Here is a 16,598-nt window from a genome sequence, read left to right as displayed (position 1 = left end):
GCGGGCGCGTTCGCGACCTTGTTCTCAGCGGCACAGGCGCGAATCGCGAGGGTCTTGTTGGCCGGCAGGTTGTCAAGGACAACGTGCCCAGCCAGAGCCGTGATGAGGTCGGATCGCCAGCGGCACAAACTGGCCGAAAGACAAAGCGCCGCCGCCGGAAGCGGGTAGTGACCTCCTCGATGCAGTCTCTGTGGCCTAAACGTCCCCGGCCACGGGAAATCGTAGGCATCGCCACGGTAGGCAGCCCGATGTCCGCCACACTGGTCATCAAGTTCACGATCATGGGCGGCGTGACCTACGCCACCGCACGGACAGGAGCCCAAGGGGCCGCTGCCCGCGCGATCCTCACGTCGCTGAAGGGATTCCTCGAGTTGGCCGCGTTCGCCGTCGCGCAGGCCGTGACACCGAAGATCGCCAAAGCCGCCTCCCCTGGTGAGCCCGCCGATCAACCGAGCGGCCGCGACGATCCGGCTACCGGAGTGCTTACCGCGCGCTCGTGCTGCTCCTGCTCGGCGAGGTGGCTCGGGGTATACACCTCGGATGCCGCGGTCCTCCCCCTGACCTTCGCCCGGCTGCTGCTACTGAGCGCCTACGCCCTCGCCAACTCCGGGATCGTGATGTCATGGAGCCTGATGAGGCTTAAGGGGGAACCTGCAACGCTGGGCTCGGCCATCGCCGGAACCGGCATGCCCGCCTAGACGATGACGCCTCCCGCGGCGGTCTGGAGGCTGGCGGACCCGTGGATGGCGTTGACCGCAAGCGGCGTGCTCGCCCTCGGATTGCAGACCGCAAGCTTCAGGTAGCACAGCGCACGCGTGGACTCGACTCTCGAGCCCTCTCGGAGATGACGCCGATTCAGGAAGCGTCCGTCTGCAAGCCCAGCCCTACTACTCATGAACACCGTACAGGGATATGATAATTTGGTTATATTCGCTACGTGAGCTGGGAGATCAGTCTGCATCCTGCAGTGGAAGCGTGGTATCTGGAAATCTGCGCCACCGATCCGGTGACCGCGGATCTCATCCGCGACGCCATCGACCAACTTGCCGAGGAGGGGCCGGCCGCACGGCGACCGCTGGTGGATCGCCTTAAAGGCAGCCGCTATCACAATATGAAAGAGTTGCGGCCACCTTCGTCCGGAACTACCGAGATTCGTATGATCTTCGCGTTCGATCCGGCCAGGGAAGCGATCTTCCTGGTTGCAGGCGACAAATCGGGGCACTGGAGCGACTGGTATGCCAAGGCGATCCCTCTGGCCGACGAACGGTTCGCCGAGCATCTGATCGCGTTGAAGGAGCAGGAGGAGCCATGAGCGCCGAATTCGCGAAGTGGAGCGAGGTCAAGGCAAAGGCGCGCAAACTCGACTCCCGAAGTGACGCCGAGCGCGAAGCCGGCCAGGAGGCAGCGCGTGCACGGCGGGAGGCGTACCAGCGCGGTTATCAGCTCAGCGAAATGCGTAAGTCGATGGGGGTCACCCAGGCCGAACTGGCTGAGGCCCTCGGCGTGAGCCAGGCACGGGTGTCAAGGATCGAGAGCGGCGAGGTTTCGGGGATCGAGGCCGTCCGCGCCTACGTCATGGCGCTCGGCGGCACCGTTGAGGTGGTAGCCAAGTTGGGTGACCGGACATGGAAGGTCGCATAGGTGCGCTTCCCAAAAGAGTGCCACGCGCCCATGCCGAGATGACCCCTTCATGGTGACATGGCGCACTTTGCGCCAGAGCCATACGCACTTGCCCGTTGACTCCGTCCCGCATCCAAAGCGGGCCTACCCGCAGCATGGCGGCCGATAGGCGCGTTCCGCCGCCCAAAGTGGCTAACAAACGAGGTCACGCGGATAACGAAGCGTCCGTATGGTGTGCGGCCAGCCGGGGTGCGCAGGAGGCGGGTGGCCGCCTGCCGGGGCTCGGGGCACAGCCCCGAGACCGATGAGTACGCACGAGCGCAGCGAGGACCGCTCGGGGTGGGATCCAGCAGGCCAAGCCGGTAATCGGGCAACGGGCGGGTGCCTGGCGAGCGGAGCGAGCGGGGTTTTCGGGGATCGAAAGGGGCGGAGCCCCTTGGGAGGCGCTGCCCGGAGCGCCCCGCGCGTAGCGCCCCGTTGCGGAGGACCGTGCCTTTCGCCCGGAACCCCCTTGGGGGACTCTGGAGCTCCCCTGGCGTCACCAAGACTGATGGGCACGCTCTCACTGGTCGTGTGACGGGGAGAAAGCGTGGTCGGTGCGGGTGACATGCCCTTGATGCGACACAAAAGATGCCTCTTGTGGTGGGAGCGCTCCCAAGACGCTCTTTGCGCAGTATAACGCTATAAATCCGGTTTCAACGTGACAAACCGCCCCATTGGTAACGGTTGCGTTTCGGTGGATTGACGCGCAGACCACGTAAGTGCACCCTTTGTGGGAGCGCTCCCAAAGATCCCACCGCGGCGGAGCGCGTGCCGCGGTGCACTCCCCCAACATTCACCCGAGAAGGGGTCCACCATGATGATCAGCAAGCGTCGCGGCGGTCTAGCCGCGGCCTCGGCCCTGGCCGCGGCGGCGCTGACCGTCGCGTCCTGTAGCTCAGGCAGCACCGGTACGGGGTCCAGCAGCGCTCCCGCTTCCTCGGCGGCCGAGCCGGTCACGATCCGTGTCCAGACGTTCGGCGGCGGCACGAACTTCGGCTACAAGAACGCGATCGCGAAGTGGAACGCCGAGCACAAGGACATCCAGATCAAGGAGGAGCACCTCACTGACCAGTTCGAGCAGCAGTACTGGCCCCAGATGATCCAGTGGCTGCAGGCCGGCAACGGCGCGGGCGACGTGGTCGGCATCGACGAGGGCGGCATGGGCCTGGCCAAGGCGCACCCCGAGTGGTGGGCCGATCTGAAGGAGCACGGCCTGGAGTCCCGCAAGGCGGACTTCCCCGCCTGGAAGTGGGAGAACGGCGTCACGGCCGACGGCAAGCTGTTCGGCCTCGGCACCGACATCGGCGGCATGAGCATCTGCTACCGCACGGACCTGTTCAAGAAGGCCGGATTGCCCACCGACCGTGAGAAGGTCAGTGCGCTCTGGCCGACCTGGGACGAGTTCATGAACGTCGGCAAGACGTTCCAGTCGAAGGTCAAGGACACGAAGTTCGCCGACGGCACGAACACGCTCTACCAGGTCGTCCTCTACCAGGAGGCGGCCAAGAACGGCAACGTCACGTACTTCGACAAGGACAACAACCTCATCGTCGACAAGAACCCGGCGGTGAAGGCGGGCTTCGACTTCGCCACGAAGATGAGCCAGCAGGGGCTGACCGCCAAGCTGCGCAACTTCACCGACGAGTGGGCGGCGGGCACCCAGAAGGGCGCGTTCGCCACGGTCGGCTGCCCGTCCTGGATGCTCGGCGTGGTCAGCGGCAACGCCGGCGACGGCGGCAAGGGCAAGTGGGACGTGGCCTCGGTGCCGGGCGGCGGCGGCAACTGGGGCGGCTCCTGGCTGGCCGTGCCCAAGCAGTCGAAGCACCCGAAGGAAGCCGCGATGGTCGCCGACTACCTGACCAACGCGGAGACCGAGGCCAGCATCTTCAAGGACTTCGGCAACATGCCGAGCAACACGAAGGCCCAGCAGGACGCGGCCGTGCAGGGCGCGAAGAACGAGTTCTTCAACAACGCCCCCATCGGTGACATCTTCGCCAAGTCCGCTTCGAGCCTGCAGCCGGTCTTCCTCGGCGTGAAGCACGCCCAGGTCAAGAACGCCATCGAGTCCGTCATCCAGGGCATGGACGACGGCTCCGTCCCGTACGACAAGGCCTGGCAGCAGCTGGTCGACGACGCGGTCAAGGCCGCGGGTTAGTTTCTCCGCCCGGCCCGCCAGGAGCGGGCCGGGCTTGTCGCCGCCGAAAGGTCTGCTATGAGCCTCGACACCCTTCCGCGGGCGGTGCGGAACAACCATCGCCGCGACCGCCCGCCCGGCAGCCGCTGGCGTTCCCGACTGGACGTCAAGGCGATGCCGTACGCCCTGGTGTCTCCGTATTTCCTGCTGTTCGCCGCCTTCGGGCTGTTCCCGTTGGCCTTCACCCTCTACTACTCGCTCTACGACTACGACCTGGCCGGCACCGTGGAATGGACCGGGCTGGGCAACTACACCGCGCTGCTGGGCGATGAGGACTTCTGGAACGCCGTGGTCAACACGGTCGGCATGTTCGTCATCGCCACCGTCCCCCAGATGCTGTTCGCCCTGCTGCTGGCCAACGCGCTGAACAAGCGGTTCAGGTTCCGCCTGCCGATCCGCATGAGCGTGCTGCTGCCGCTGGTGACGTCGGTGGTCGCGGTCGCCGTGGTGTTCACGCAGCTGTACGCCCGCGACTGGGGCCTGGTGAACTGGGTCCTGAGCTGGTTCGGCGTGGACCAGACGAACTGGCGGGCCGAGCGCATCCCGTCGTGGATCGCCATCGCCACCATGGTCGACTGGCGCTGGACCGGCTACAACGCGATCATCTTCCTGGCCGGCATGCAGACGATCCCCCGCGACCTGTACGAGGCCGCCGCGATCGACGGCGCGTCCCGGCGCAGGCAGTTCTGGCAGATCACGCTGCCGATGCTGCGCCCGACCATGATCTTCGTGGTGCTCAACTCCACGATCGGCGGCCTGACGCTGTTCTCCGAGCCGACCACGTTCTACAACGGCAACGTCGACGGCGGATCGCAGGGCCAGTTCCAGACGGTGGCCATGTTCATCGTCAAGCAGGGCTTCCGCGAGTTCGACTACGGCTACGCCGCCGCGGCCGCCTGGCTGCTGTTCCTGCTCATTCTCATCGGAGCGGCGATCAACTTCCTGGTCGTGCGCCGGATCGGGGGCGCGAAATGAACCACTTCTCCCCGACCCTCGCCACCCGGCTCATGCTGGCCCTGGCCGTCCTGCTGTCGGCGTTCCCGCTGTACTGGATGCTGGTCATCGCCTCCCGTACGAACGCCGACGCGGTCGCGGTGCCGCCGCCGTTCCTGCCGGGCGGGAACCTGGGCGAGAACATCGTCGCGGTGCTCAACAACGAGGACGCCAAGTTCCTGCTGGGCCTGACGAACTCGTTCATCGTGTCGAGCGTCGTCACCGTCTCCGTGGTGATCATCTCGACGCTGGCCGGCTTCGCGTTCGCGAACCTGTCCTTCAAGGGCAGGAACCTGCTGCTGGTGCTCGTGCTGCTGACGATGGCGGTGCCGTTGCAGCAGATGGGCGTGGTGCCCCTCTACCGGCTCATGGTGAGCCTGGAGTGGACCGGCACCCTCAAGGCGGTCATCCTGCCGTACCTGCTCAACGGGTTCGGCGTGTTCCTGATGACGCAGTACACGCGGCAGGCCGTGCCGATGGAGCTGGTCGAGGCGGCCAGGGTGGACGGCGCCGCCACGCTGCGGATCTGGTGGAACGTCGTGCTGCCCGCGGTGCGTCCCGGCATGGCGGTGCTCGGCATCAACACGTTCATGCTCATGTGGAACGACTTCATGTGGCCGCTGATCGTGCTGACCCCGGACAACCCCACCGTGCAGATCGCGATCACCTCGCTGAACGCCAGGTTCTCCACGAACTACACGCTGATCTTCGCGGGGACAGCGCTGTCCATCATCCCCCTCATCGCAGTATTCGTCGCATTCGGCCGTCAAATCGTCGGCGGTCTCATGGAAGGTGCGGTCAAGGCGTGACGACACAAGAGGAACAGACGCTTGCCGGGCTGCGCTTCCCTGCGGGTTTCGCGTGGGGCGCGGCGACCTCGGCGTACCAGATCGAAGGGGCGGTCGCGGAAGACGGGCGCGGCGTCTCCATCTGGGACACGTTCACCAGGACGCCGGGCCGGATTCTCAACGGGCACAACGCGGACGTGGCCATCGACCACTACCACCGCTACCGGGAGGACGTCGGGATCATGGCGGAGCTGGGCCTGTCGGCCTACCGCTTCTCGGTCTCCTGGCCCCGCATCCAGCCGACCGGCTCCGGCCAGGTCAACCAGAAGGGCCTGGACTTCTACAAGCGGCTCCTCGACGAGCTGCACGCGCATGCCATCGATCCCTGGCTGACCCTCTACCACTGGGACCTGCCCCAGGAGCTGGAGGACAAGGGCGGCTGGCCCAACCGTGACACGGCATACCGCTTCGCCGAATACGCAGCGGCCGTGCACGAGGCGCTGAAGGACCACGTACACACCTTCAGCACCGTCAATGAGCCATGGTGCGCCGCGTTCCTCGGCTACGCCTCGGGCGAGCACGCCCCGGGCAGGCGCGAGCCGCAGAACGCGATCAGGGGCGCGCATCATCTCAACCTGGCGCATGGGCTGGCCGTCCAGGCGATGGACGCCAGGCGGGTCGGCGGCTGCGTGAACCTGTACGCGGTCACCCCCGCCACCGACAGCGCGGAGGACCTGGAGGCGGCCCGGCGCATCGACGGGCTGCAGAACAGGTTCTTCCTGGACGCGCTGCTCACCGGGCGCTACCCGGAGGACGTGCTGGCCGACCTGCCCGTCGAGATCGACTTCATCGAGCCGGGCGACATGAAGACCATCGGCGCACCCATCGACGTGCTGCTCGTCAACTACTACAGCCGCTTCACGGTCTCGGGAGCACCAGGCGGCAAGCAGTCGGCGGCGGCGGCCCCCACGGACACGGCCTCGCCGTGGGTGGGCAGCGAGCACGTGTCGTTCGTCACCGCCGGGCTTCCGGTGACCGCGATGGGCTGGGAGATCGACGAGAGCGGCCTGGTGGAGGTCCTCACGAGGGTGGCGCGGGAGTACCCGCCGATCCCCATGGTGGTCTCCGAGAACGGCGCCGCCTTCGACGACGTGCTCGAGGACGGCCGGATCCACGACAGGGAGCGGCAGGAGTACGTGGAGGCGCACCTCGGCGCCTGCAAGGAGGCGATCGAGGCCGGCGTGCCCCTGGAGGGCTATTTCGCCTGGTCACTGATGGACAACTTCGAGTGGGCGTGGGGCTACGGCAAGCGGTTCGGCCTGGTGCGCGTGGACTTCGAGACCCAGGAACGGCTGCTCAAGGACAGCGCGCTCTGGTACTCGGAGATCATCCGGCAGAATAGGCGCCATGAACCGACCGACTCTTGAGGCAGTCGCGGCTCGGGCCGGGGTGGGCCGGGGCACGGTGTCGAGAGTCATCAATGGCTCGCCGAATGTCAGCGCCAAGGCCCGCGAGGCCGTTGAGCTGGCCATCCGCGAGCTGGGCTACGTGCCCAACCGTGCGGCGCGCGCCCTGGTGACGCGCCGCACGGACGCTGTCGCCCTGGTGGTGTCCGAGTCGCAGCTGCGGGTGTTCGACGACCCGTTCTTCGCGGGCACCATCCGCGGCATCGGCTCGGCGCTCTCGGAGACAGGGCTGCAGCTCATCCTGGCGATGGCCCGCACCACCGAGGAGTACGACCGGCTGGAGCACTACCTGACGGGGCAGCACGTCGACGGCGTGCTGCTGCTGTCGCTGCACGGCGCCGACCCGTTGCCGGGCCGGCTGGAGGAGATGGGCGTGCCGACCGTGCTCGGCGGCCGCCCCGTCGGCCTCGACCCCTACAGCTACGTCGACATGGACAACAGGGCAGGGGCCCGGCAGGCGGTCAAACACCTGCTGGGCCTCGGCCGCACCTGTATCGCCACCATCGCCGGTCACCAGGACATGGGCGTGGGCGTCGACCGCCTGGCGGGTTACCGCGACGCGCTGCTGCCCGCGGGGCTGCCGGAGCTGGTGGCGTACGGCGACTTCTCGGAGGAGAGCGGCTCCGCGGCGATGACCGGGCTGCTGGCGGCGCATCCCGATCTCGACGCGGTGTTCGCCGCGTCCGACCCGATGGCGCTGGGTGCGATGCGCGTGCTCAAGGCCGCGGGCCGGTCCATCCCGGAGGACGTGGCCGTGATCGGGTTCGACGACTCCAAGGCCGCGCTGCACGCCGACCCGCCGCTGACCACCGTCCACCAGCCGACCGAGCAGATGGGCCGGCAGATGGCGCAGTTGCTGGTGGCCCGCATCAACGGCGAGGAGCTGCGCCAGCCCGTCGTGATCCTGGACACCCACCTCGTCCGCCGTCAATCCGCATGAGAGGCTCCCGTGGACAGCAGAACGAAGCGCCGTTTATCGGAGGCCGAGCTGGACGCCCTGGTGCGGCGCGCGCTGGGCACGGGGGTGACGGCCGTCACCGAGCTGACCGACGGCTACGCCAACGCCGTCTGGCGGCTGAAGCTGGACGACGGGCGCGAGGTGGTGCTCAAGCTGTCGCCGCCGCCCGACCTCGACCAGCTCAGCTACGAGCGCAACCTGCTGCGCATGGAGGCCGCCGCGTACGAGCTGGCGGCGCAGGCCGGGGTGCCGGTGGCGACGCTGCTGCGCGCCGGGTTCGACGACCCGGTGCTGGGCGGCGACTACCTCCTGCTCAGCGCGCTCGACGGGGTGTCCTGGAACGACGTCAAGCCCGAGGGCGGGGACGCGCTGCGCCGGGAGCTGGGCCGCCACCTGGCCAGGTTCAACGCGGTGACCGGCGAGGTGTTCGGCTACCCGCACGCCGGGATCGTGGGCGCCACCTGGCGGGAGGCGTTCCTGGCGATGACCGGGGCGCTGCTCGGCGACACCGAGCGCTGGCCGACGCCGCTGCCGCGCCCCGCCGGGGAGATCCTGGCCGTGATCGAGGCGGCCTCGCCCGTGCTCGACGAGGTGACGACGCCGCGGCTGGTGCACTTCGACGTGTGGCAGGGCAACGTCTTCCTCGACCTCAGCGGCCCGCCGCGGATCCAGGCCATCATCGACCACGAGCGGGCCTTCTGGGGCGACCCGCTCGCCGAGTTCGTCACGCCGACGATCTTCGGCGAGCTGACGGAGGACGACCCGCTGCTGGCGGGCTACCGCGAGGTGACGCCGCTGGAGCTGACGCCCGCGGCACGCACCCGGCTCGACCTCTACCGCGCCTACCTCTACCTGATCCTGCTGGTGGAGAACGGGCCCCGGCAGTATCCCGAGGACGAGTACGCCCGGCTCCGCGACGCCGCGTTCGGCTCACTGGACCGGGTGCTCGACCGCCTCGTACGCTTCTCCCCCGGCCCCCGCGGATAGCCGGACGCACGGCCCCGTGCCCTTGTTGGGCACGCCCAGGTCCACGGGCTGCTCTCCGGTGCACACCAGAGCGCCCCTGACCGTGGTGCCCGACAGGATCGGCGCCGTGTTGCCGGCCAGCAGCGCGGCGCCGCGCAGGTCGGCGCCCACGACGGTCAGCGCCTTGGCGCCGCGGACGCTGAGCGCGCCGGTGACGGACGCCTTGAGCAGGTGCACGGAAGCGGGCTCGACCGCGGTCAGCGTGCCGGTGATCCGGCCGCCGGTGACCACCAGCGACGCGCCCGGCTTGACCGTCACGGGCCCGGTGACCTCGGCGCGGTCGAGGCAGGTGACGCCGGAGGCGGCGGTGAGCGGGCCGCGGTGCGCGCCGGTGACCGTGCTGGTGCAGGCGGGCGGCGGCGCGATCGTGGTGACGGTGAAGCTCTTCGGCGCGCCGTAGTTGCCGGCGGCGTCGATCGAGCGGTACTCGATGGTGTGCCGGCCGCGCGGCAGCTTGCCGTACACGAGGGAGTCGATGACCGTGCCGTCCTCGCTGAACGTCCACGGCAGCTCCGGCGAGGTGGGCCAGCCGAAGTAGTTGAACCAGCCGTCGCCGTCCACCCTGGACTCCGAGACCACGTAGCCGTCGCGGTCGTCCTTGCCGGTGAGCCGCATGGAGAACGGGCCGTTGTAGACGTAGGTGTCGCCGGACCTGGCGAGCGGCTCGGACAGCTCGTACCGGGTCGTGGGCCGGTCGGCGTCGATCTGCCAGGTGAGGGTCTTGCCGCCGAGGGCCGCGGTGAGGGTGTGGGCGCCCGGCTTCAGGTCCAGCTCGCCCAGGTCGAGGTCGGTGCCGGTGCCGGCGGGCCGGCCGTCCAGGGTCCAGGCGACCTCTGGGACGGTCGCGGCAGGGTGGGTGGTCTCCACGTACGCGACGTCCGCGCGGCCGAGCGGCCGGTCCGTCGGCGTGGCGGAGACGATGGCAGGCTTGACGCCGTCCGGCGGGGTGGTCAGCGACGTGTCCACCGTCCAGGTGCGCGATCTGCTGAGGGCCGCCTTGATCGCCGGATCCCTGACGAACCCGGTCGGGTCCGAGACGGCGACGGTGACCGTGTGGGTTCCCGGGGAGAGGCCGAGGGTACGCAGGTCCAGGGTCTGCTCGTGGGTCTGCAGGTCCTTGCCGTCCACGTTCCAGGTGATCGCGAGCGCGTGGCCGACGGGGCGCATCGGCTCGGCCCACAGCACCCGGTCGGCGCCGACGGGCTGCTGGTTGGGCGTGGCGTCCTGGATGAGCGTGGTCTTGGCGGTGATGCGCTGCACCATGATCTCGCGGCTGACCTGGTCGAAGTAGTAGCCGAGGGTCTTCATCATGGAGTGCCGGCTGGGGCGCCAGACGCCGGTCGTGTAGTACAGGCCGCCCTCGTAACGGCCGATGGGGCCGCCCGACTCGCTGGGCTCGCCGAGCCAGCGCCACCACTTCTTCTGCTGGTCCTTCATCTGCTGCTCGGTCAGCAGCGTGTGGTGGGCGCTGGACGGCTCTGGTCCCGCGTAGGCGCCGCCGGGGACGCCGCGCTGGTAGTAGTCGTACTCGTCCTGCAGGCCGCCCAGGGAGTGGCCCAGCTCGTGCGGGCTGATCAGGGCGGACATGCTGTTGCTGCCCGAGGCGGTGGCGTACGAGCCGCCCGCGCCGCCGTACGTGCCGCTGTTGCCGAGCGCGAGGATCTGCCGGTTGCCGGACGAGGTGCCGGTGACCAGGTCGGCGTAGCGGGTGGCGGCGGCGTTGTCCATGGTGATCAGGCGCTGGACGCTGCTCGGGTTGCAGCGGCCCCAGAAGCCCATGCCGAGCGGGGTCGTCTTCCTCGGCGAGTCCAGCCCCGGGTCGCAGCTGATGCCCGACTCGCCCGAGACGATGTCGACGCGGTAGACGTTGAGGTAGTTCCGGTACGTCTTGAACGGCTCGATCGACCACATCACGTTGAGGTGCCGGTCGACGTCGGCCCTGAACTTGGCCTGTTCCGCCTCGGTGTAGCCGTCCCCCATGACGATCAGGTTGAACCTCTTGGACGGGGCGCCCGTGACCTGCACAGGCACCACCGTGGCCGCGCCCGGCTCGGCGATCGCTGAGGGAGTGTGTAACAGTGCGGCGGCCAGCACCAGAGCCACGAATATACGCATGCCCTGCACTATCGCCGATCATGGCCGCACGACCAAGAGTCAGGCCTCGGGAAGATCGGCCAGGAGGATGGGCTTGGTCGTCGGCTTCTCCGACCCGGACGCGGGCTCGACCGTCAGCGCCACCCGGTCGTCCCCTCGCTCCGGCGTGACCAGCAGGGGCGTGGTCACGCCGTGCGCGGCGCGGTCCAGCATCCCGGCGGGGCGCGGGCCGTCGCGGCCCATCAGCCACAGCTCGTAGCCCTTGGATCCGGGCAGTTCCGGCAGGCCGGACGAGGCGAACACCATGCGTCCCCTCGACCGGGAGATCACCACCGTGGCGGTGCCGCCTGAGGTGACGGGCCGGCGTACCGTCTCGGCGTCGGGCGCGGCCAGCACGGCGATCACCTCGTCGTTCCTGGCGGCCAGTTCGCCCAGGTCGCGGCGGGCGTCGACGGCGACCGCGCCGAGCGCGACCGCGGCCGCCGCGGCCACTGCCGCCAGGCCCGCCAGCACCTTCGCCCGCCCACGCCTGAGCGGCACGACCCGGCCGGTGTCGACGGCCGCGGGCTGCCCCGGCTCGGGCGGGATACGGATCGCCGGCGGGCCCTCCGCGCGGCGCCAGACGGTGGGGCTGTCGTCGGGCGGCTGCTCCGGCTGGATGCCGGGGTGCCGCGACTCGTGCGCGGCGGCGAGCAGGCGCCCGCGGAGCGCGGCGGGCGGCGGCTCGGCCACCGTCCCCGCCAGCCTGGCCGCCGTCTCCCGCAGCCGCCGTACCTCGGCCTCGCAAGGCCGGCAGGCCGGCAGGTGCTTGTCGAACAGCACCCACTCGGCGTACGGCAGTGCGTGCACGGCGTAGGCGCCAGAGAGGGTGTGGAGTTCGTCGGTCATTTCCACTCCCTTTGTGAGAGGCGGCTCACGCATGTACTTCGGCTGCTCGGGCATGTCGGATTGCCATGAGGGGTTGCTCTTTTCTCATGACGTGAGACGATCTCATCGGGTGATGAATTATGGACTGCGTAATCGCGGGAGGCGGCCCGGCAGGCGCGATGCTCGCGCTGCTGCTGGCCAGGGCGGGCGTCGAGGTGACGCTGCTGGAGAAGCACGGCGATTTCCTGCGGGACTTCCGGGGCGACACGATCCATCCGTCCACGTTGCAGGTGCTCGACGAGCTCGGGCTGGCCGAGGAGTTCCTGAAGATCCCGCACCGCAAGGCGTACGGGATGACCATGGTGACCGACGCCGGGGACATCAGCCTGGCGAGCCTGCGCGGACTGCCCGGCAAGTACGACTACATCGCGTGGGTCCCGCAATGGGACTTCCTCAAGCTCATCACGTCGGCCGCCGAGCGGTACCCCGGCTTCCGGCTGCTCATGAACGCCGAGGCGCGCGACCTGATCCGCGAGGGCCGGGCCGTACGCGGGCTGCGCTACCGGGACGGGTCCGGCGAGCACGAGATCAGGGCCGACCTGACGGTCGCCGCCGACGGGCGGCACTCGATCCTGCGCGAACGGGCGGCGCTCGTGCCCGAGGAGCTCGGCGCGCCCATGGACGTGGTGTGGTTCCGGCTGCCCAGGCACCCGTCCGACCGGGACGACCCGTTCCTGCGGATCTCCAGCGGCCGGCTCATGGTCGCGATCAACCGGGAGAGCTACTGGCAGCTCGCGTACGTGATCCCCAAGGGCGGCTTCGACGAGCTCGCCGGCGAAGGCATCGACGCACTCCGCGAGCCGGTCGCGTCGCTGGTGCCGTGGCTGGCCGACCGGGTCGGGCAGATCAGCAGCTACGACGACGTCAGCGTGCTCACGGTCGCGATCAACCGGCTGCGGCGCTGGCATCGGCCCGGGTTCGTGTGCATCGGGGACGCCGCGCACGCCATGTCGCCGGTGTTCGGGGTGGGGATCAACCTGGCGGTGCAGGACGCGGTCGCCGCCGCCAACCTGCTGGCGGGCTCGCTCAGGTCCGGCGCGCCGATCCCCGAGTCGACCCTGCACCTGCTGCAGAAGCGGCGGATGTTGCCCACCAGGGTCACGCAGGCGGCCCAGCGGGTGTTCCAGAACCTGGTGATCAAGAGGGCGCTGATGCGCGAGTTCGACCCGTCGCGGCTGCCGCGCGATCTCACGAAGATCCCGCTGGCGAACCGGATGGCACGGCGGTTCGTCGGGCTGGGGATCCGGCCCGAGCACGTGATGGTGCGGGAGGCCTGACCTCGTATGGCCCGGCTTCGGCCGGGAAACACCGTTCTCACCCGCCGGGGTGTGCCAAAACGTGGACAACACGGTCGGCAGGGCGGAGCCAGTGGATTACCCTCGTATCTCGTGAGCAGCAATCTCGTGGATCTCGATTCCTGGCGAGCCCTCCCCGCGGCGCAGCAGCCAGACTGGCCCGACCGCGGCGAGCTCGACAAGGTCGTCGCCGAGCTGGGCAGTCTGCCCCCACTGGTCTTCGCCGGGGAGTGCGACCAGCTCAAGGAGCAGCTGGCCGCGGTCGCCCGCGGTGAGGCCTTCGTCCTGCAGGGCGGCGACTGCGCGGAGACCTTCTCCGGCGCGACCGCCGACAACGTGCGCAACAAGCTCAAGACGCTGCTGCAGATGGCGATCGTGCTGACGTACGCGGGCAAGGTGCCGGTCGTGAAGATCGGCCGGGTCGCGGGACAGTTCGCCAAGCCGCGCTCCAAGGGCACCGAGACCCGCGAGGGGGTCGAGCTGCCGGCCTACCGGGGCGACATGGTCAACGGGTTCGACTTCACCGCCGAGGCGCGCAGGCCCGATCCGTGGCGGCTGCTCAAGGCGTACCACTCCTCGGCCGTGACCCTCAACCTCGCGCGCGCGTTCACCAAGGGCGGCTACGCGGACCTGCGCCAGGTGCACGCCTGGAACCAGGACTTCGTGGCCGAGTCGCCCGCCGGGCGCCGCTACGAGCAGCTGGCCAGGGAGATCGACCAGGCCCTCGCGTTCATGCGGGCCTGCGGCGCCGATCCCGAGGAGTTCCACACCGTGGAGTTCTACTCCTCGCACGAGGCACTCATCCTCGACTACGACAGGGCGCTCACCCGGATCGACTCCCGTACGGGGCGGCCGTACGACGTGTCGGCGCACATGGTCTGGATCGGCGAGCGCACCCGCCAGCTCGACGGGGCGCACGTCGACTTCTTCGCCAAGATCCGCAACCCGATCGGCGTCAAGCTCGGTCCCACCACGACGCCTGAGGAGGCGCTCGCCCTCATCGACAAGCTCAACCCGAGCAACGAGGCGGGGCGGCTCACCTTCATCACCCGGATGGGGGCCGCCAAGATCCGCGAGCACCTGCCTGCCCTGGTCAAGGAGGTCACGGCCACGGGGGCACAGGTGGCCTGGATCTGCGACCCGATGCACGGCAACACGTTCGAGGCGCCCAGCGGGCACAAGACGCGCCGGCTCGACGACGTGCTGGACGAGGTGGCGGGCTTCTTCGAGGTGCACCGGTCGCTGGGGACGCATCCCGGCGGCATCCACATCGAGTTCACCGGCGACGACGTGACGGAGTGCGTCGGCGGCGGGCACGAGATCGTGGAGGGCGACCTCGCGACCCGCTACGAGACAGCCTGCGACCCCCGGCTCAACCGCAGCCAGTCCCTCGACCTCGCCTTCCGCGTCGCCGAGCTCTACCGCGGCTGACCCGGCCCACCCCACGGCAAGACCCGGCTGACTACCGCGGCTGACCGACCCGCCCCGAGCGGACGCACCGCTCGGGGCGAGCACCGCCACACCACCGCACCCCGCCGACCCGGCGTCGTGGAGCCGCGCGACCGCCTGCCTGCCACCCCTGACAGGGCCGCCACAGGGCGGGTCACGCGTCACGGCGGGACGGAATGGAGCGGGCCCGATACAAAGCGCTGAGCAGGGGTGATGTGCGTCTCATTGAGACGCGAAAAAGAATCGAATTCGGCAGAAATTTGGGGTTCCGCGGATATGATCGCCCACAAATAGGGCGAAATTTCGGGAGAAACCGTGGACAGTGCCCCTGAGGGGGTGGACCCCGACGTCCCCAACGTCGCGCGTATGTACGACTATTACCTCGACGGCAAGGACAATTTCGCGGCCGACCGGGCAGCCGCCGAGCAGATCCTGCAGACGTTCCCCCACACCAAGGAGGGCGCCCGCGCGAACAGGGCGTTCCTGCGCCGCGCCGTGCGGCACGTGGTCGAGTCCGGCGTGCGGCAGATCGTGGACCTCGGCGCGGGGCTGCCGACCCAGGGGAACACGCACGAGATCGCCCCTGAGGCGCGCGTCATCTACGTGGACAACGACCCCGTGGTCTGCGTGCACGGCAGAGCCCTGCTGGCCAGGACCGACGACGTGGACGTCCTGCAGGCCGACGTGCGCGAGCCCGACGCGCTGCTGGACAAGCTGGGCGGCCTGGTGGACTTCGACCGGCCGGTGGCGTTCCTGATGCTGGCCATCCTGCACTTCGTCCCGGACGACCTGGCCTACGACCTGGTGGCCAAGGCGCGCGCGGTGAGCGCGCCCGGCAGCCGGCTGGTGATCAGCCACGCCATCGACGACACGCCGGACACCACCCCGCAGGCCATCGAGATCTACCGCAGGGCCACGGCCGCGCTCAGCCTCAGGACCCGCGAGGAGATCCTGCGCTTCTTCGACGGCTACGAACTGGAGGAGCCCGGGCTGACGTACCCGAACGGCTGGCGCCCCGACCACCCGGACGCGCCGGGCAACGGGATCACGTTCGGGTACGTCGGAGTCGGCCGGAAACCGGGAAACGCCTAGTTCTGCTTGAGCTCCTCGGCGAGCTCGGCCCTGATGGCGTCCATGTCGAGCGCCCGCACCTGCCGGATCAGGTCCTCGAGCGCGGGCGCCGGGATGGCGCCGGCCTGGGCGAAGACGACGATGCCGTCACGGATGGCCATGAGCGTCGGAATCGAGGTGATGTCGAAGCCCTGAGCGAGCCCCTGCTCGGCATCCGTGTCGATCTTGCCGAACGTGATGTCGTCATGCTTGTCAGACGCCTGCTCGAAAATCGGCCCGAACTTCTTGCACGGCGGGCACCACTCCGCCCAGAAATCAAGCAGCACGATCCCCTTGTCGGCGATGTCGTTGAAGTTCTTCTCGGTTACTTCGATGGTCGCCACAAGTGGCTCCTCGTTCGTCGCTGAAAATTATCCATGGGTATGAACCCCTACCCGCTCCGGGGCATTCCACTGACTATGCCACGGATCATGCCACCGCGGACTCCGCCACCTGACAGGGATGGTCGGAGAACGTCGGGATCGAGCTCGACGGCCGGCTGGGGACCGGCGGGGTGTGGAGGATGGTGTCCACCTCGTCCCGGTGGGACGGGAGCAGGGGCAGGTCCAGGAGATCGTGCCGGGGGGTGTTGAGGTCTCCGCCCACCAAGGTGAGGGGCAGCAGGGCCTACTCGAT

At 69.0% G+C, this 16,598-nt stretch carries 16 protein-coding genes; 12 read left to right on the top strand and 4 right to left on the bottom strand.

From position 1 onward, the window contains the following. Positions 1–248 precede the first annotated feature (248 nt). The 9 genes from ACIBVN_RS48675 to ACIBVN_RS48635 all read left to right on the top strand — a co-directional run bounded on the left by ACIBVN_RS48675 (position 249) and on the right by ACIBVN_RS48635 (position 9,048). On the top strand, positions 249–698 hold the full coding sequence (locus ACIBVN_RS48675; protein WP_397147646.1) for a hypothetical protein: 450 nt from the start codon (positions 249–251) through the stop codon (positions 696–698). A gap of 239 nt (positions 699–937) precedes the next feature. Beyond that, positions 938–1,312, top strand: a complete 375-nt coding sequence (locus ACIBVN_RS48670) for a type II toxin-antitoxin system RelE/ParE family toxin (RefSeq protein ID WP_397147644.1) — start codon at positions 938–940, stop codon at positions 1,310–1,312. Further along, positions 1,309–1,641 (top strand): helix-turn-helix domain-containing protein, encoded by a 333-nt coding sequence (locus tag ACIBVN_RS48665; protein WP_397147642.1) that lies wholly within the window; start codon positions 1,309–1,311, stop codon positions 1,639–1,641. The genes ACIBVN_RS48670 and ACIBVN_RS48665 overlap by 4 nt, the downstream gene beginning before the upstream one ends. Positions 1,642–2,476: 835 nt before the next feature. Next, positions 2,477–3,817 (top strand): ABC transporter substrate-binding protein, encoded by a 1,341-nt coding sequence (locus tag ACIBVN_RS48660; protein ID WP_397147640.1) that lies wholly within the window; start codon positions 2,477–2,479, stop codon positions 3,815–3,817. A gap of 57 nt (positions 3,818–3,874) precedes the next feature. Next, entirely contained in the window at positions 3,875–4,831 is a 957-nt protein-coding gene (locus tag ACIBVN_RS48655) for a carbohydrate ABC transporter permease (protein ID WP_397147638.1), read from the top strand. After that, positions 4,828–5,658, top strand: a complete 831-nt coding sequence (locus ACIBVN_RS48650) for a carbohydrate ABC transporter permease (protein WP_397147636.1) — start codon at positions 4,828–4,830, stop codon at positions 5,656–5,658. Before ACIBVN_RS48655 ends, ACIBVN_RS48650 begins: the two co-directional genes overlap by 4 nt. Then, the gene (locus ACIBVN_RS48645; protein ID WP_397147634.1) at positions 5,655–7,064 is read left to right on the top strand and encodes a GH1 family beta-glucosidase; all 1,410 of its coding nucleotides are present in this window, start codon (positions 5,655–5,657) and stop codon (positions 7,062–7,064) included. Before ACIBVN_RS48650 ends, ACIBVN_RS48645 begins: the two co-directional genes overlap by 4 nt. Then, on the top strand, positions 7,045–8,043 hold the full coding sequence (locus tag ACIBVN_RS48640) for a LacI family DNA-binding transcriptional regulator (RefSeq protein ID WP_397147632.1): 999 nt from the start codon (positions 7,045–7,047) through the stop codon (positions 8,041–8,043). Before ACIBVN_RS48645 ends, ACIBVN_RS48640 begins: the two co-directional genes overlap by 20 nt. 9 nt (positions 8,044–8,052) lie before the next feature. Further along, complete coding sequence (locus tag ACIBVN_RS48635) at positions 8,053–9,048, top strand: phosphotransferase family protein (RefSeq protein ID WP_397147630.1); 996 nt, start codon at positions 8,053–8,055, stop codon at positions 9,046–9,048. Here the strand turns inward: ACIBVN_RS48635 and ACIBVN_RS48630 are convergent. Continuing rightward, positions 8,992–11,202 carry a M64 family metallopeptidase gene (locus tag ACIBVN_RS48630; protein ID WP_397147628.1) on the bottom strand — a complete coding sequence of 737 codons (2,211 nt, stop codon included), beginning with the start codon at positions 11,200–11,202 and terminating at the stop codon, positions 8,992–8,994. The two genes, ACIBVN_RS48635 and ACIBVN_RS48630, sit on opposite strands and share 57 nt — an antisense overlap. Positions 11,203–11,241: 39 nt before the next feature. Beyond that, positions 11,242–12,069, bottom strand: coding sequence for an anti-sigma factor domain-containing protein (locus ACIBVN_RS48625; RefSeq protein ID WP_397147626.1), 828 nt, complete (start codon positions 12,067–12,069; stop codon positions 11,242–11,244). Positions 12,070–12,188: 119 nt separating this feature from the next. On the opposite strand from ACIBVN_RS48625, the gene ACIBVN_RS48620 reads away from it, so the two are divergent. The 3 genes from ACIBVN_RS48620 to ACIBVN_RS48610 all read left to right on the top strand — a co-directional run bounded on the left by ACIBVN_RS48620 (position 12,189) and on the right by ACIBVN_RS48610 (position 15,944). Beyond that, on the top strand, positions 12,189–13,385 hold the full coding sequence (locus ACIBVN_RS48620; protein ID WP_397147624.1) for an FAD-dependent oxidoreductase: 1,197 nt from the start codon (positions 12,189–12,191) through the stop codon (positions 13,383–13,385). Between the two features lie 111 nt (positions 13,386–13,496). Then, complete coding sequence (locus tag ACIBVN_RS48615; RefSeq protein WP_397147622.1) at positions 13,497–14,834, top strand: class II 3-deoxy-7-phosphoheptulonate synthase; 1,338 nt, start codon at positions 13,497–13,499, stop codon at positions 14,832–14,834. Between the two features lie 333 nt (positions 14,835–15,167). Further along, positions 15,168–15,944, top strand: coding sequence for an SAM-dependent methyltransferase (locus ACIBVN_RS48610; RefSeq protein WP_397147620.1), 777 nt, complete (start codon positions 15,168–15,170; stop codon positions 15,942–15,944). Here ACIBVN_RS48610 and ACIBVN_RS48605 read toward each other — a convergent pair. Both ACIBVN_RS48605 and ACIBVN_RS48600 read right to left on the bottom strand, forming a co-directional pair. After that, positions 15,941–16,306, bottom strand: coding sequence for a thioredoxin family protein (locus ACIBVN_RS48605; RefSeq protein ID WP_349450233.1), 366 nt, complete (start codon positions 16,304–16,306; stop codon positions 15,941–15,943). The genes ACIBVN_RS48610 and ACIBVN_RS48605 overlap by 4 nt on opposite strands. An 85-nt stretch (positions 16,307–16,391) precedes the next feature. Then, complete coding sequence (locus tag ACIBVN_RS48600) at positions 16,392–16,568, bottom strand: hypothetical protein (protein WP_397147618.1); 177 nt, start codon at positions 16,566–16,568, stop codon at positions 16,392–16,394. Positions 16,569–16,598 lie beyond the last annotated feature (30 nt).

The organism is Nonomuraea sp. NPDC049400 (assembly GCF_044466425.1).
GTDB lineage: Bacteria > Actinomycetota > Actinomycetes > Streptosporangiales > Streptosporangiaceae > Nonomuraea.
This window is presented reverse-complemented; position numbering and strand designations above follow the sequence as displayed.